11 protein-coding genes and 1 pseudogene are annotated in these 16,199 nt (G+C 69.4%); 7 read left to right on the top strand and 5 right to left on the bottom strand.

The features are described from left to right. Window positions 1-18 precede the first annotated feature (18 nt). Both MYMAC_RS18270 and MYMAC_RS18265 read right to left on the bottom strand, forming a co-directional pair. Window positions 19-954, bottom strand: a complete 936-nt coding sequence (locus tag MYMAC_RS18270; RefSeq protein WP_095959005.1) for a dioxygenase family protein — start codon at window positions 952-954, stop codon at window positions 19-21. 149 nt (window positions 955-1,103) lie between these two features. After that, entirely contained in the window at window positions 1,104-1,691 is a 588-nt protein-coding gene (locus tag MYMAC_RS18265; RefSeq protein WP_095959004.1) for a sigma-70 family RNA polymerase sigma factor, read from the bottom strand. Between the two features lie 220 nt (window positions 1,692-1,911). Between MYMAC_RS18265 and MYMAC_RS18260 the strand changes: the two genes are divergently transcribed. The 5 genes from MYMAC_RS18260 to MYMAC_RS18240 all read left to right on the top strand — a co-directional run bounded on the left by MYMAC_RS18260 (window position 1,912) and on the right by MYMAC_RS18240 (window position 9,915). Beyond that, window positions 1,912-3,909: an alpha-1,4-glucan--maltose-1-phosphate maltosyltransferase gene (locus tag MYMAC_RS18260; protein ID WP_095959003.1), complete on the top strand. Its 1,998-nt coding sequence runs from the start codon at window positions 1,912-1,914 to the stop codon at window positions 3,907-3,909. 15 nt (window positions 3,910-3,924) lie between these two features. Continuing rightward, the gene (gene treS, locus MYMAC_RS18255; protein ID WP_013940307.1) at window positions 3,925-5,580 is read left to right on the top strand and encodes a maltose alpha-D-glucosyltransferase; all 1,656 of its coding nucleotides are present in this window, start codon (window positions 3,925-3,927) and stop codon (window positions 5,578-5,580) included. Continuing rightward, complete coding sequence (locus tag MYMAC_RS18250; RefSeq protein WP_013940306.1) at window positions 5,577-6,911, top strand: maltokinase N-terminal cap-like domain-containing protein; 1,335 nt, start codon at window positions 5,577-5,579, stop codon at window positions 6,909-6,911. Before treS ends, MYMAC_RS18250 begins: the two co-directional genes overlap by 4 nt. Next, entirely contained in the window at window positions 6,908-9,112 is a 2,205-nt protein-coding gene (gene glgB / locus MYMAC_RS18245) for a 1,4-alpha-glucan branching protein GlgB (protein ID WP_095959002.1), read from the top strand. Before MYMAC_RS18250 ends, glgB begins: the two co-directional genes overlap by 4 nt. A 593-nt stretch (window positions 9,113-9,705) precedes the next feature. Then, window positions 9,706-9,915, top strand: coding sequence for a hypothetical protein (locus MYMAC_RS18240; protein WP_095959001.1), 210 nt, complete (start codon window positions 9,706-9,708; stop codon window positions 9,913-9,915). 196 nt (window positions 9,916-10,111) lie between these two features. On the opposite strand, the gene MYMAC_RS18235 is transcribed toward MYMAC_RS18240, so the two are convergent. The 3 genes from MYMAC_RS18235 to MYMAC_RS18225 are packed head-to-tail and all read right to left on the bottom strand — an operon-like array spanning window position 10,112 to window position 12,240. After that, window positions 10,112-10,633, bottom strand: a complete 522-nt coding sequence (locus MYMAC_RS18235) for a gamma-glutamylcyclotransferase (RefSeq protein ID WP_095959000.1) — start codon at window positions 10,631-10,633, stop codon at window positions 10,112-10,114. 15 nt (window positions 10,634-10,648) lie between these two features. Further along, window positions 10,649-11,245: a GbsR/MarR family transcriptional regulator gene (locus MYMAC_RS18230; RefSeq protein WP_013940301.1), complete on the bottom strand. Its 597-nt coding sequence runs from the start codon at window positions 11,243-11,245 to the stop codon at window positions 10,649-10,651. After that, window positions 11,242-12,240 (bottom strand): polyprenyl synthetase family protein, encoded by a 999-nt coding sequence (locus MYMAC_RS18225; protein ID WP_095958999.1) that lies wholly within the window; start codon window positions 12,238-12,240, stop codon window positions 11,242-11,244. Before MYMAC_RS18225 ends, MYMAC_RS18230 begins: the two co-directional genes overlap by 4 nt. A 206-nt stretch (window positions 12,241-12,446) precedes the next feature. Between MYMAC_RS18225 and MYMAC_RS18220 the strand changes: the two are divergent. Both MYMAC_RS18220 and MYMAC_RS18215 read left to right on the top strand, forming a co-directional pair. Continuing rightward, window positions 12,447-13,936, top strand: a pseudogene (locus tag MYMAC_RS18220) (MFS transporter). Window positions 13,937-14,268: 332 nt separating this feature from the next. After that, complete coding sequence (locus MYMAC_RS18215) at window positions 14,269-16,194, top strand: M36 family metallopeptidase (RefSeq protein WP_239989598.1); 1,926 nt, start codon at window positions 14,269-14,271, stop codon at window positions 16,192-16,194. Window positions 16,195-16,199 lie beyond the last annotated feature (5 nt).

Below are 16,199 nucleotides of genomic sequence, written 5' to 3'. Positions count from 1 at the left end.
GAGCCGCGCGCGGCCAGCTCAGGGAGGCGCGCCCGTGCCTCCGTCGAGTCCCGGTGCAGGCCCCATCCCGCCGTCACCGCCCGGCGGCGGTCCACCGGGACCGCCCGGTCCACCGCCCCCTCCTGGCACCGCGCACCGCGCATCCGACAGGGAGGAGCGGATGACCAGCGTCTTCCACGCCAGCATCGCGCCATCCGCCATGCGCTCGGTCTGGAACAGGTAATCCCCCACGGCGTCGCCGGAGATGACCGTGTCGTCCTGGTTCGTCGTGTCCCGCGGCCCGCGCGCGTCATAGAGCGGCTGGGTGTTGACGATCTCGTCATTCAGCGTGTCGTCGAAGAAGAGCTGCGAGGTGACGTACTCGCTCCCGTTCACGCGCACGGTGAAGTGGATGTGGATGGTGCGGCTGCTGTACCAGCCCGGGAAGCACGTATCGAAGCTCACCCGGCCCTCGGCGTCCGTCGTCTGCACGCCTCGGAACCACCGCGCGGCGCGGGCGTCCGCGTCACCCGAGGTACAGAAGTCGCTCGCGTCCTCGCCCGAATACAGCCCGCCGGGCCCGGCGTGCCAGATGTCCACGCTGGCGCCGGGGATGGGCTCGCAGTTCTCGTCCACCACCCGGAATGCCAGACGGACAGGCAGCCCGGCCTCGCCTTCGCTGATGTCCTGCCGCTCCACCGTGGCGGCGTAGCAGGGCCCCAGCGTGGCCTCGCACGTGAGCGCGCAAGCCGTCCCGAGGCCCGCCGCGAACGGGTCCGGATAGGACGCCGCCAGCGTCATCGCGGCGGTGCCGCCCGTGGCCCACGCGCTGGCGCCCGTCCCCGAATCCGCCTCCGAGCCGGCGTCCGATTCATCAATGGGGTCCGTGCCCTCACCACAGGCCATGACGAGACGCGCGAGTGGCAAGGTGGCCAGCGTCATTCCCATGCCCTTGAGAATCCGACGGCGCGACATGACTTCGCTTTTCATCCAGAGCCTCCGTTCCAGTCGGTGACGTGCCCACGGCCGCGGGCACCTCTCCCTTCTGGCCGGAAAACCTTGAGGGAATCTGAAGCGGCGAAACGGAATCGGCGCCCCAGGACGGCCAGGGAGCCAGGCGCCCGTCACGGCGGGTCCAGCAGCCCTCCCAGCTTCTCCAGGGCGAGCCGGGCGCGCGTCTTCACCGTGCCCAGCGGGTGCCCGGTGCGCTCGGAGATCTCCCGCTGTGACAGCCCCTCGAAGTAGGCCAGCTCCACCACCTCGCGCTGCTCCGGGGGGAGCTGCGCCAGGGCCTCCTGGACCCGCGCGCGGGACTCCTCCTGGCTCGCCGCTTCGTCAGGCGCGGTGGGCATGGCGCTGACGGGCGGCCCCTGGTGTGACGCGCCTTCCGCCACGCGCGCCACCGTGCCCTGGGCGCGCAGCCGATCAATGGCGCGCGTGCGCACGATGGTCGTCACCCAGCCCTCCAGTCCCCCTCGGTCCGGGTCGAACTCACGCGCGCGCCGCCAGACCTCCAGGAAGGACTCCTGCAACACCTCCTCCGCGTCCGCGCGCGTCGGCAGCAGCCGCAACGCGATGGCGAAGCCGCGCCCGCCGCACCGGGCATAGACGTCCTGCATGGCCTGAGGACTGCCCAGGGCCACTCGCTGAAGCAGGGCATGGTCTGACGCCGGGTCGCCTGCTCGGAGAACAGCGGTGGGGGGAGGCGCCATGTTCGTCCCGGATAGCTCAATCAGCGGGGCAGTTCCCAGCTTCAAGTATCGGCAGGCGGGCACCCGTGCGCGCCGTGCCTTCCAGGGTGGGCAGTGCCCGCCCCCATCCTTAACGTTCACGAGCCAACGCGGCCGGGAAGGAAGCCGTCCAGCATCGACAACAGTCGCGATTCGCCGCGAGGCCATCACAACCCAAGACCTATAAGGGCCGCCAGCCACCATGACTGAACGACTCGGAAGCGTATTCATCGAGGGAGTCAGCCCCGAGCTGGACGCTGGACGTCACGCCGTGAAGCGCGTCGTTGGAGAACGGTGCACCGTCCGGGCTGACATCTTCAAGGAAGGCCATGACGTCCTCGTCGCCGTCGTCCGCTGGCGCCAGGTGACGCCCAGGGCCCAACAGACCGACTGGGAGGAAGTCCCCCTGCGCTTCCTCGGCAATGACCGCTGGGAGGGGGATTTCCCCCTGGCCCGGAACGGCCGCTACGAATTCACCATCGAAGCCTGGCCCGACCTCTTCCGGACCTGGACCTCCGAGCTGAAGCGCAAGGTGGACGTGGGCCGCGACGTGCGCAGCGAGTTGCTGGAAGGCGCCGCGTTGCTGGAGGGCGCCGCCGCCCGAGCCCGCACGGCGAAGCAGCCGGAGGACGCCCGCGTGCTCGGCGAAGCCGCGGCCCGGCTGCGTCAGCCCCCCTCCCCTGACCTGCTCGCCGTGGCGCTGGCGCCCGAGCTCGCCGACGTGGCCTCCGCCCACCCGGACCGCGCCCTGGCGCGCCGCTACGACAAGGTGCTGGAGGTCTTCGCGGACCGGGAGAAGGCCCGCTTCAGCGCGTGGTACGAGTTCTTCCCGCGCTCGGCCCTGCGCGACGGCGTCACCCACGCCACCTTCCGCGACGCCGAGGCCTGGCTGCCGTACATCCAGTCGATGGGCTTCGACACCGTCTACCTGCCGCCCATCCACCCCATTGGCCGGACCGCGCGCAAGGGCCGGAACAACAGCCTCACCGCGGGCCCCGACGACGTGGGCAGCCCCTGGGCCATTGGCGCCGCGGAGGGCGGCCACAAGGCGGTGCATCCCAAGCTGGGCACGCTGGAGGACTTCCGACACTTCGTCGAGGCGGCCCAGGCGCACGGCATCGAGGTGGCGCTGGACCTGGCCTTCCAGTGCTCACCGGACCACCCCTACGTGAAGGAGCATCCGGAGTGGTTCCAGCACCGCCCGGACGGCACCATCAAGACGGCGGAGAACCCGCCCAAGCGCTACGAGGACATCGTCAACTTCGACTGGATGGGGCCCGCCCGGGAGTCGCTCTGGGCGGAGCTGGAGTCCGTCGTCCTCCACTGGGTGAAGCAGGGGGTGAACACCTTCCGCGTGGACAACCCCCACACCAAGCCCACGCAGTTCTGGGCGTGGCTCATCCGCCGCGTGCAGGAGGCCCACCCGCAGGTCCTCTTCCTGTCGGAGGCCTTCACCCGGCCCAAGGTGATGAAGGCCCTGGGCAAGGTGGGCTTCACCCAGTCGTACACCTACTTCACGTGGCGCAACTTCAAGGGCGAGCTCCAGGAGTACCTGGAGGAGATCACCCAGCCGCCCGTGTCCGACTCCTTCCGCGGCAACCTCTGGCCCAACACGCCGGACATCCTCCCGGAGTTCCTCCAGAACGCGGGGCCCGGCGCCTTCCGGCTGCGCGCGGCGCTGGCGGGCACCCTGTCCTCCGTCTGGGGCATGTACTGCGGCTACGAGCTGTGCGAGGGCCGCCCCATCCCGGGCAAGGAGGAGTACACCGATTCGGAGAAGTACCAGCTCGTCGCCTGGGACTGGGACCGGCCCGGCAACATCCGGGACTGGATTGCGCGCCTCAACGACGCGCGCCGCACGCACCCCGCCCTGCACCAGTACGGCACGCTGCGCTTCTTCACGTCGAACAACGACCGCGTCCTCTTCTACGGCAAGCGCACGCCCGACGGCGCCAGCACGGTGCTGGTGGCGGTGAGCCTGGACCCGTACGCCGCCCAGGAGGCGCTGCTGCACGTGCCCCTGGAGTGGCTGGGCGCGCGCCCCGATGAGACATATCAGGTGCACGAGTTGATGTCGGACCAGCGCTCGCTGTGGCAGGGTCCCGACGTGCAGGTGCGCCTGACGCCCGAGCAGCCCGCGGCCCTCTGGGCCGTCCACCGGTTCCGCCGCACCGAGAACGCGTTCGACTACTACGAGTGACAACCCGAGAGGCGTATGGACCTGGATCCCCTCTGGTACAAGAAAGCCCTTATCTACGAGCTGCACCTTCGCGCCTTCCATGACTCCAATGGCGACGGCCACGGCGACATCCCGGGCCTGATTGAAAAGCTGCCGTACCTCCAGGACCTGGGCGTCAACTGCCTCTGGCTCTTGCCCCACTACCCGTCGCCGCTGCGCGACGACGGCTACGACATCGCGGACTACTACGGCGTCCACCCGGACTACGGCACGCTCGCGGACTTCCAGCGCCTGGTGGATGAAGCGCACAAGCGCGACATCCGCATCATCACCGAGCTGGTGGTGAACCACACCAGCGACCAGCACCCCTGGTTCCAGGAGGCGCGCAGCGACCCCAACAGCCCCAAGCGCGACTGGTACGTCTGGAGCGACACCGACGAGCAGTACAAGGGCGCGCGCATCATCTTCCTGGACACGGAGCGCTCCAACTGGACGTGGGATCCGGTGGCCAAGCAGTACTTCTGGCACCGCTTCTTCAGCCACCAGCCGGACCTCAACTACGACAACCCCGAGGTGCAGGAGGCCATGCTGGACGTCATGCGCTTCTGGCTCAACATGGGCGTGGACGGGTTCCGCTGCGACGCCGTGCCCTACCTCTTCGAGCGGGAGGACACCAACTGCGAGAACCTCCCGGAGACGCACGCCTTCCTCAAGCGCCTGCGGAAGACCATCGACGCCGAATACCAGGGGAAGATGCTGCTGGCGGAGGCGAACCAGTGGCCCGCCGACGTGCGCGTGTACTTCGGCGACGGCGACGAGTTCCACATGGGCTTCCACTTCCCGGTGATGCCCCGCCTCTTCATGGCGGTGCGCCGCGAGGACCGCACGCCCATCGTGGAAATCATGCAGCAGACGCCGGACATCCCGGACAACTGCCAGTGGGCCATTTTCCTGCGCAACCATGACGAGCTGACGCTGGAGATGGTGACGGACGAGGACCGGGACTACATGTACCGGGAGTACGCCACCGACCCGCGCATGCGCATCAACCTGGGCATCCGCCGCCGCCTGGCGCCGCTGATGGACAACGGCCGCCGGCGCATCGAGCTGATGCACAGCCTGCTCTTCACCCTGCCCGGCACGCCCGTCCTCTACTACGGCGACGAGATTGGCATGGGTGACAACATCTACCTCGGCGACCGCAACGGCGTGCGCACGCCCATGCAGTGGACGGGTGACCGCAACGCGGGCTTCAGCCGCGCGGACTACTCCCGGCTGTACGCGCCCGTCATCGCCGACCCCGTGTACGGCTATCAATCCATCAACGTGGAAGCGCAGGAGCGCGTGAAGTCCAGCCTCCTGCACTGGGTGAAGCGGATGATCCGCATCCGCCAGCGCTACCCCGTCTTCTCCCTGGGCAACCTGCGCTTCCTCCAGACGGACAATCGCAAGGTGCTGGCCTTCATCCGCGAATGGGAAGGCCAGACGGTCCTCGTGGTGTGCAACCTGTCGCGCTTCGCCCAGCCCGCGGTGCTCGACATGCGTGAATGGGAGGGCACGGTGCCAGTGGAGCTGATTGGAGAAACCCCCTTCCCGCGGGTGAGTGAGCTGCCGTACCAGCTCTCCATGGGGCCCTACATGTTCCTGTGGTTCCGGCTGGACAGGCCGCAGCAGGAGAGGAGCCTCGAATGACGACCCTCGACTTGACCAAGCTCCCCGACTACCTCAAGCACCAGCGCTGGTTCAGCGGCAAGGCGTGGCCCATCAAGCACGTCACGGTGATGGACCACGCCACCATCGAAGCCGGCGGCTGCGCGTTCAGCCTCGCCGTGGTGGAGGTCGTCTACGAGCTGGGCAGCCCGGAGCGCTACCTGCTCCCCGTCCAGCCCTCCACGGACGGCGTGCGGGACGCGCTGGAGAACGACGCGTGCATGCGCGGCCTCTTCGACCTCATCCGGACCGGCGGCCACGTGGCGTCCGCGGCCGGGCGCGTGGAAGGTGAGTGGATCGCCGGCCAGGAAGGACTGCTCGCCCTCCCCTCCCCGCTGAGCGTGCGGCGGCTCCAGGTGGAGCAGAGCAACACCTCCGTGGTGCTGGGTGAGCAGGTCATCCTGAAGATCATCCGGAAGCTGGAAGCCGGGGTGAATCCCGAGCACGAGGTGGGGCGCTTCCTCGCCACCAGGACGTCGTTCCGCGCCACGCCCTCCCTGTTGGGCGCGCTGCACCTGGAGGGCACGGCGGGCGCGACGCTCGCGGTGGCCCACCGCTTCGTGCCGGACGCGACGGACGGCTGGAAGTACACGCTGGACCGGCTGCGGGAGGAGCGCGCCGTGGGGGAGCGCTTCCTCTCGGAGATGCGCGACCTGGGCATGCGCGTGGGCGAGCTCCACCTCGCCTTCGCCTCCGCGTCGGATGAGGACCCGGCCTTCGCGCCGGAGCCGCTGCTCCAGGAGGACCTCCAGCGCTGGAGCGCCTCCATCGTCGGCGAGCTGGGCGTGACGCTGGCGGACGCCAGCCGGCAGACGCCGGACCTGGAGCGCGGCCGTGAAACCCTGATTGAACACGCGAAGCGGCTGGCGCAGGTGACGCCCTCCGGCCAGAAGATCCGCATCCACGGTGACCTGCACCTGGGACAGGTGCTGCGCGCCCAGGGACAGTGGCTCATCTTCGACTTCGAGGGCGAGCCCGCCCGCTCCTTCACCGCGCGCCGGGAGAAGTACAGCGCCCTGCGCGACGTGGCGGGGATGATCCGCTCGTTCGACTACGCGGAGGCCACGGTGGCGCTGGAGGGAGGCACCCCGCATGACCGCGCCGGCGCCATCCGCGAGGCCTTCGTGGACGGCTACCGGCAGGTCACGCGCGGCGCGGCCTTCCTGCCCTCCGACGAGGGCGCCTTCGACGTCATGCTGCGTGCGTTCGAGTTGGAGAAGTTGCTCTACGAGGTGCGGTACGAACTGCAGAACCGGCCCGACTGGGTGCGCATCCCCGTCCAGGCCCTCTTGCGCATGGAGGCAGCCCAGTGAGGAAGCCAGCCGACAAGGCCCAGGTCGATGCGGAGCTTCAGCGCGTCGTGGAGCTGAGGCACCCCGAGCCCCACTCCGTCCTCGGCATCCACCCGGATGGAGACGGGGTGGTGATTCGCGCCTTCCGCCCGGACGCCGTGGCCATCCACGTGCTGCCGGAGTCCGGCGGCCGCGTCGCGATGAACCACCGGCTGGGCGGCATCTTCGAGGCCCGCATCAACGGCAAGGACCAGACGTTCAACTACCTGCTGGAGGTGGAGTACCCCGGCAAGCGCGTCTTCACCCTGCGCGACCCGTACAGCTTCCTCCCCACCCTGGGGGAGATGGACCTGTACTACGCCGGCGAGGGCCGCCACGAACGCCTCTGGGAGCGCATGGGCGCGCACCTGCTCCACCACAACGGCGTGCGCGGGACCTCGTTCGCGGTGTGGGCCCCCACCGCGGCCGGGGTGTCCGTGGTGGGCGACTTCAACGGCTGGGACGGCCGGCTGCACGCCATGCGCCGCATGGGCTCGTCCGGCATCTGGGAGCTCTTCGTCCCCGAGGTGGGTGAAGGCACCCGGTACAAGTTCGAAATCCGCCCGGGGCACGGCGGGCCCAACGTCCTCAAGGCGGACCCCTTCGCCTTCCGCACCGAGGTCCCCCCGGCCACCGCGTCCGTGGTGCACGACCTGGCGCGCTATTCGTGGGGCGACGCCGCCTGGCTGGAGCAGCGCTCGCAGCGGCCGGACGTGCATCACCAGCCGTGGAGCGTCTACGAGGTCCACCTGGGGAGCTGGCGCCGCGTGGTGGAGGACGGCGACCGGCCCATGACGTACCGCGAGCTGGCGCCCGCGCTGGCGGAGTACATCAAGTACACCGGCTTCACCCACGTGGAGCTGCTCCCCGTGGCCGAGCACCCCTACGGTGGCTCCTGGGGCTACCAGGTCGGTGGCTACTACTCCCCCACCGCGCGCTTCGGCCATCCGGACGACCTGCGCTTCTTCATCGACCACCTGCACCAGCAGGGCATCGGGGTGCTCGTGGACTGGGTGCCCGGACACTTCCCGCGCGACCTGCACGCGCTGGGGCAGTTCGACGGCACGGCGCTGTACGAGCACGCCGACCCGCGCAAGGGCGCCCAGCCGGACTGGGGCACGCTGGTCTTCAACTTCGGCCGCAATGAGGTGCGCAACTTCCTCATCGCCAACGCGCTGTTCTGGATCGAGGAGTACCACATCGACGGACTGCGCGTGGACGCCGTCGCCTCGATGCTCTACCTCGACTACAGCCGCAAGCAGGGCGAGTGGATTCCCAACCGCTGGGGCGGCCGTGAGAACGAAGAGGCCATCCACTTCCTGCGCGAGCTGAACGAGACGGTCCGCCGCAAGCACCCGGGCGTCGTGGTCATCGCCGAGGAGTCCACCGCGTGGCCCAAGGTGTCCGCGCCCGTGAGCGAAGGCGGCCTGGGCTTCGACTTCAAGTGGAACATGGGGTGGATGCACGACACGCTGTCGTATTTCTCCAAGGACCCCATCTACCGGCAGTACCACCACAACCAGCTCACCTTCGGGCTGCTGTATGCGTTCAGCGAGCACTTCATGCTGCCGCTGAGCCATGACGAGGTGGTGCACGGCAAGGGCAGCCTGTACGGCCGCATGCCCGGAGACCCGTGGCAGAAGCGCGCCAACCTGCGCGCCCTCTTCGCGTGGATGTGGGCGCACCCGGGCAAGAAGCTGGTCTTCATGGGCGGCGAGTTCGGCCAGCCCGCGGAGTGGAACCACGACAAGAGCCTGGACTGGCACCTGACGCACGACCCGGGCCACCACGGCATCCTCCAGTTGGTGGCGGACCTCAACCGAATCTACAAGGAGATGCCCGCGCTCTACGACGCGGACAGCGAGCCCACGGGCTTCCAGTGGCTCCAGCCGGACGCGGCGGCGGACAACGTCTTCGCCTTCGTGCGGCGCTCGCGTCAGCCGGGGCGGCACGTGGTGTGCGTCGCCAACCTGTCGCCCGCGGTCCGTGAGAACTACCGCGTGGGCCTCCCGCTCCAGGGCCGCTACGTGGAGCTGCTCAACACGGATGCCGAGCAGTACGGCGGCTCCAACCAGGGCAACCAGGGGCAGATTCACACCGAGCCCACGGGCTGGGACGGACAGCCCGCGTCGGCCGCCCTCACCCTGCCCCCGCTCTCCGTGCTGTGGTTCACGCCAGGCTGAGCTGTCTTTCGCGTCCCTGATACGAGCCATGTATCAGGGACGCGAAGCACACAAAGACAGACGTCTTTGTTTTGATTGAACACAAACACAGACGCCAATTCAATGCACGTCGGGCCTGGAAAATGGCTGAAGGTCCGTTCAGGCCCGGTGCGGCCACCTCACCTGAACGCGAGAGCATGTAGGCATTGCCAGCCAGGTGACTGCTCGACTCACTGAACATCCTGACAGCGGCCTCTGCCCCGTCCGATGTCGGCCTGACTGAACAGGCAGGCGTGTAGGCATCGCGATCAGAACCCCTGGAGAAACGCCTGAACATCGGAGCATGTAGGCATGGCCACCGGGACGGGTGCCAGCACGCCTGAACACTCAAGCAGTGAGTCCCCGCCGATCTGATCCAGCGAAAAGACTATCCATCCGTTCATGTAGGCATGACGCCTCGGAGTGTCTAGGAAACTGCCTGATGATTCGTTCAGGTAGGCATTGACCAAGCAGGCAGACAGGCGGGGCGCCCACCGCGCAGGCCGGTGACGTCGCTTGCTCCCCTACCCCGGAGCCCCCACCGTTGACCTGGGCGATTCACCAGGAGGACGGGGATGCCGAAGAAGAAGATCAGCGAGGGGTACGGCGGTACCAGCGAGCAGCGTCAGCGCCACCTCCAGAACGACAACTTCTCGGAGCGGGCGCCGCGGACACCGGACGAGTCGGAGGCCGCGCGCAGCACGCCGGACAAGGACGGTCGCGAAGTCACCATCCATCCGCTGGAGGCCGAGGACTCTGACGACCTGTGGCACGGCAAGCCGTGAGCCCTGGGCCCGCGCTCAGCGCATGAACAGGAAGTAGAGCACCGCGCTCAGGGCGACGGAGACCAGGATGCTGCCGATACAGCCGAGCCGGTTCGAAAAGAAGAAGAACATGCGCGCGGCCAAGCTGCGCACTCCCGGCGCGATGGGAAGCCATCGCGCCGGTTTTCTGTCCTCGGACGTACGGAACGGACGCGCGCTACTCGCCGCGCGTCAGGCGCTCCACGTAGGCCTCGGGGAGCCCCGCGGACCGGGCACCCCGCACCAGCGCCTCCACGAAGCGGGGGCTGACCGGGCCGTCCGCGGACGCGCGGCGCGGGTTCGTGACGAAGGCCGTGGCCTCCACCTCCTGCCCCTCCACCCGGACCCGCACCGGACGCTCCACGCACATGCTGGTGACGAAGCCTTCCTTGTGCTGGATGATGGGCCAGTCCTGCCCGCGAATCTCGAACAGGCGGCCGTACACCTTCTGGCCCGCGGCGTCCTTCAACCCCGCGACGCGCCCGCCCCACCAGCGTGACGGGAAGTCGTAGACCAGGTCCACGTCCAGGGCCTCGGCCAGCCGGCCTTCGGGCAGCTCGAAGAAGTCGTAGCCGTGCTGCGAACGCCACTCTTCGAACGCGGCCCGGTCCAGGATGGTCGAGTACGCGAAGTACAGGCGCGTGGCCGTCGGGTCCGCGCCCGCGCGCGCCTTCATCACCTGGTCGTAATGCGAATCCATGTCCGCCTCTTCTGACTACTTGGAGCCCCGGCGGCCGCCGGTGGCCTCGTCCCGGAAGACGGACAGCACGCCGGACACGTCCAGCCGGGACGTCTTGATGAACAGGCGCAGCGCGCGCTCCACGTGCTCCGCCAGCGTGGCCATCTTCTCCAGCCGCAGCAGCCGGTCCGGGGGGAGCCCCTCATGGGACTCGGCCAGCCGCCGGGCCTCCGCCAGGTCGGCGCGGATGCGCGCCACGAAGCCCGCCTCGCGCTCCTCGATGACGTGCGTCACCATCCGCACCAGGTCGTTCTCCGCGCCGTAGCGCCAGACGGTGTCCTGGGGCAGGCGCACGCGCTGGATGACGCCCCAGCGCTCCAGGTCACGCAGCAGCATGGAGACGCCGCCCTTGGACAGGTCCAGCTCGCGCTCGATTTCGCCGGCCGTCAGCGGCTCACCGCGCAGGTACAGCAGGGCCCACACGCGGCCCTGGTTGCGCTTGAACCCCCAGAATTCAATGACGTTTCCCACCGCGTCCACCGCGATGGCCTCCCAGGGCGCCAGCCGGCCATCCGCTGGCGGCGCCTCCGAGCTCGGGCTCCCGGGTCCCCCCGTCCACAGGTAGCCTTTCATGCAGCGCGCCCCTGGACCTGTTCGGCGATGCCGGCCGACAGCCTCCGCGCCCAGCTCACCAGCTCCGCGCCCGCGGGCTCCTGCGCGAAGTGGCCCAGCTTGTCGAGCGCGGCCTCGATCTCCACGTTCATCCGCGCCATGGACGCGTCCACCGCGCCGGTGGCCTCGATGGCGGCGCCAATCTCCTTCGTCCGCTCCGGTGTGATGGCGGCGAACGCCCACGCGTCCTTCAGCTTGCGCCGCAGCGACTCGTCCTTGGCCACCGCCAGGAGGATGGGCATGGAGGGCGTGCGCGAGTGCACGTCCGCGTAGCGCGGCTTGCCCACGTCCGTGCCCAGGATGTCGCGGATGTCGTCCGCGATCTGGAACGCCACGCCCAGGTGACGCCCGAAGCCATCGAAGCGCTCCACCGCCTCGGGGTGCTCCGCCAGCGTCGCCGCCGCGTTGCCACACCAGCCGAACAGCGAGCCCGTCTTGCCCTCGGCGATGAAGCGCAGCCGGTTGAGCGGCAGGTCCAGGTCGCCCCGGGCCTCCACCTCGGCGATGGCGGCGCGGGTCATCTCCGAGACGACCGACAGCGCGCTGCGCGTCAGCCGCGCGTCCAGCAGGGACAACTGGTGCAGGCCCGTGGACAGGATGAGGTCGCCGCTCATCACCGCGACGATGTTGCCCCACCGCGCGTTCACCGTGGGACGGCCCCGCCGGAACATGCCCGCGTCCACCACGTCGTCGTGCAGCAAGCTGGCGGAGTGGATGAGCTCCGCGGCCACCGCCACGTCCACCAGCCGCTCCGCCGGAACGCCCACCGCGCCGCCGAACAGCCGCGCCAGCATGGGACGCGCGCGCTTGCTCCCGCTGCCCAGACAGAGGTGACGGGCCGCCTCCATCAGCGTGTCGCCCTTCACGTCCGGACCGGCGTTGCCATCCACCAGGGTGGTGCCAAGCCGCTGCTCCACCGCCCCCAGAAACTCCGTCAGCTCCCGAGCCAGATCCATAGTGCGCCGTCTCCTCGTCCGTTCATATAGTTCAAGACCGCTTGAACTGCACCTGATTCCAGCGCTGCCCAGCAGCCAGGCGCGCAGCGGTGCCAGCGGATGTGGGACAGGCGCGCCGTCCCCGCCCGGAGAGCGGCCGGGCGCCCTGGGGGCGACTGGGGGTGGATTGAGGGGGCGCGGCGGAGCGTGCGACAGAGAGCGGACCTGTGACTCGCGCAGCCCTCCGTCGGCAGTTCCTCCGCAGCTTCGCTTCTCTTGCTTCCGCGGTGCCGCTGTTCCGGCCCGGCGCGTCCCTCCCCGGCTCGTCCGCCCGCTGTTGGGGGCGCCCCCCGTGGAGGGCCCCGGCGCCACCGCGCACCAGCCGCATGGCCGCCTGCGGCGGACGCTGGGCGTCTCCGTGGTGGAGGGCATGTTCTCGGAGGTCTTCACCGCGTGCGCCGGCGCCACGGTGCTCACCGCGTGGGCCATTGCCCTGAAGCTGGGGCCCTTCCTGGTGGGGGTGATGACAGCCCTGCCCTTCTTCGCGCAGTTCGTCCAGTTCCCCGCGGCCTGGCTGACGGGCCTCTTCGGACACCGGCGCGTGGCCCTCACCGCGGTGTGCCTGTCACGCGTGGTGATGTTTCCCCTGGCGGTGCTGCCCTGGCTGGGCCTGCCCTTCGAATCCCAGCAGCGCCTGCTGCTGACGGTGGCGGGCGTCTCCGCGGCGCTGAGCGTCGTGGGCAACAACGCCTGGGTGGCGTGGATGGGGGAGCTGGTGCCCCGCGCCGTCCGGGGCCGCTTCTTCGGGCGCCGCACCGCGCTCACCACGCTGGCGGGAACCCTGGCTTCCCTGTGCGCGGGCCTGCTGCTGGACCGGCTGCGCCCGGCTGGCGGCGTGGGCGTGGGCGTGGCCCTGCCCCTGCTCGCGCTGGGCGCGTGTGTACTGGGCGTCGTCACCACCCTGCTCATGGCGTCGCAGCACGACCCGGCGCCGCCGGGCACCACGCCGCCCCTGGAGCTCAAGGGCGCGCTCGTCCCTTTCAAGGATGACAACGCGCGCCGGGTCCTCACCTACCAGGTGGCCTGGAACGCGGCGGTGGGCGTGTCCGCGCCCTTCTTCGCGCTGCACAGCCTCCAGAACCTCAAGATGACCTTCGTCATCATGGCGCTGCACGCCGCGGCCGTGGCCGCCGTGCGCATCCTCGCGGCGCCGCTGTGGGGCCGGATGATTGACCGCTGCGGCGCGCAGCCGGTGCTGATGGCCTGCTCGCTGGGCATCGGCGTCATCCCTGCCCTCTGGCTGCTGCCCACCGCCGGGACGCTGTGGCCCCTGCTGTTCGACGTCCTCCTCGCCGGCGCGCTCTGGAGCGGCCACGGCCTGGCCATCTTCGAGCTGCCGCTCGCGGTGGCCCCCCGGAAGAACCGCCCCTTCTACCTGGCCGCCTTCGCCACCGCGGGCGGTCTGGCCTACGCCGCGGCGGCCGCGCTGGGAGGCGCCATCGCCGCCGCGCTGCCCACCCAGTTCACCCTGGGCGGCCACACCTGGGTGAACCTGCACGTCCTCTTCGTGCTGTCCTCCGTGGCACGCCTGTGCGCCGCCCGGCTGACCGCGCGCATCTCCGAGCCCGGCGCCCACCCGGCGCGCTCCGTGGGCGCGCTGATGGAGAGGCTGATGCCCCGGCCAATTCCTGCTCAACGGACGGCGTTGGATAAATAACGCTTCCAAACCTTCACAGCGTCATTGCTTGTCATGCTGCGGGACTGTGCGAATCCTTTGCGCCAAACCGCAGAATTCCAGACTAGCTGGCTATTTGCTATTTTCACGCAAAGTGTGCTTTCTACCACCTCAGCACCGCTTCTCCCAGAGTGAGCGGTCAACCCGCAGTGCAGGAGCACGACATGTCCTCAGGTCCTTACCGAAGGCGCCTTTTTCATGCGGTGTTTCTCGTGGGAACCCTCTCGGGTTCCGCTGCAATGGCAGTCCATTCGGAGCACGGCAATCGCAATTACGATGCCCGTGATGCCTATAACGCGCAGGCACGGTTTGGCGTGACGTCCGCCCAGGCGTCCAGCCAGGAAGCGCTGCGGCGGGCCGTTCCGGAGCTGATGGTGGAGTTCGACGAGGGCAGCGGCCTGGTGCGTTCGCTCACCAACCCGGTGGGTGCGCTCTCCGGTCCGCGCAGCGGTGACGCGCTGGCCATTGGCCTGGACTTCGTCCAGAAGCACCGGGACGCGCTCGGGCTGGGGCTCAACGACCTGGCGAACCTCGAGGTGACGGACCGCGTCTATTCGAAGCGGAGCGGCATCACCAACCTGTACCTGCGCCAGACGTACCGGGGCCTGCCCGTGTACAACGGCCAGTTGCAGATCAACGTGGGCCACGACGGGCGCGTGCTCAGCGTGCACAGCGACTTCCTCCCGAACCTGGAGTCCGCCATCGCCACCGCCTCGCCTCGCCTGAGCGCCGCCGACGCGGTGATGGGCGTGGCCAGGCACCTGCGCGTCCGCCTGCCCGCGGCGCCGCAGCCCCTCGAGGCCGAGCCCGGCGCGCGTCAGCGCACGCGCGTGGCGGTGGAGGGCCTGTCCACCGAGCCCATCGACGCGGAGCTCGCGGTGCTGCCCGTCCGCCGCGGTGAGGCGCGGCTGGTCTGGCGCTTCCAGGTCCACACCCCGGACAACGAGCACGCCTACGACGTCACGGTGGACGCGTCCACGGGCGAGGTCTGGACGCGCTACGACTGGGTGGCGGCCGACACGTACCGCGTCTACCCCATGCCGGTGGAGAGCCCGAACCACACCACGCCCCTGCCGCCGTCGGATGGGCGCGTGCTCGTCACCAACCCGGCCCACCCGACTGCCTCGCCCCATGGCTGGCACGACACCAACGGCGTGGCCGGCGCCGAGTACACCATTCCGCGCGGCAACAACGTCCACGCCTACGAGGACAGCGACAGGAACGGGGCGCCGCCCGCCGTTCAGCCCAACTGCACCGCGGCGATCCACTGCGACTTCCCCATCTACCTCACGGGCGCGCCGTCCACGTACATCCCCGCGGCCGTCACCAACCTCTTTTACTGGAACAACATCATCCACGACGTCCACTACCAGTACGGCTTCGACGAGCGCTCCGGTAACTTCCAGGTCAACAACTACGGCCGGGGTGGTGCGGGCAACGACTCCGTGCGCGCGGAGGCCCAGGACGGCGGCGGCATGAACAACGCCAACTTCTACACGCCGCCGGATGGCCAGGCGCCGCGCATGCAGATGTACCGCTGGAACACGGTGACGCCGAACAAGGACGGCGACCTGGACGCCGGCATCATCGTCCACGAGTACGGCCACGGCATCTCCAACCGCCTCGTGGGTGGCCCCAGCAACGTGTCCTGCCTCTCCAACCGCCAGCAGCCGGGTGAGGGCATCAGCGACTTCCTGTCGCTCTTCTACACCGCGAAGCAGACGGACACCGGCGCGCAGGGCCGCGGCGTGGGCACCTACGCGTTGAACCAGCCCACCACGGGCGTGGGCATCCGTCCCCAGCGCTACAGCACCAGCCCCAGCGTCAACACCTGGACCTACGCCAGCATCAACGGCATGGCGGTTCCGCACGGCGTGGGCGCGGTGTTCGCCCAGGGCATGTGGGAGGCGTACTGGGCCCTGGTCAACCACCACGGGTTCAGCAGCAACCTCTACGACGCCACGGGTAACGCGGGGAACCAGCGCATGATGCTGTACTTCACCCAGGGCCTGAAGAACACGCCGTGCAGCCCCACCTTCACCCAGGTGCGTGACGGCATCATCACCGCGGCCACCACCCTGCACGGTGGCGAGGACGTCTGCCGCCTGTGGACGGCCTTCGCCGCGTTCGGTCTGGGCACCAACGCCGTGTCCGGTGGCTCTGGCAGCACCGCGCCCACCAACGGCTTCGCTGTGCCGGCGGCCTGCGCGGCGCTCGGCCCGACGGCGCCCACGCTGTAATCGCT

Origin of the sequence: Corallococcus macrosporus DSM 14697 (assembly GCF_002305895.1) — a bacterium.
GTDB lineage: Bacteria > Myxococcota > Myxococcia > Myxococcales > Myxococcaceae > Myxococcus > Myxococcus macrosporus.
This window is presented reverse-complemented; position numbering and strand designations above follow the sequence as displayed.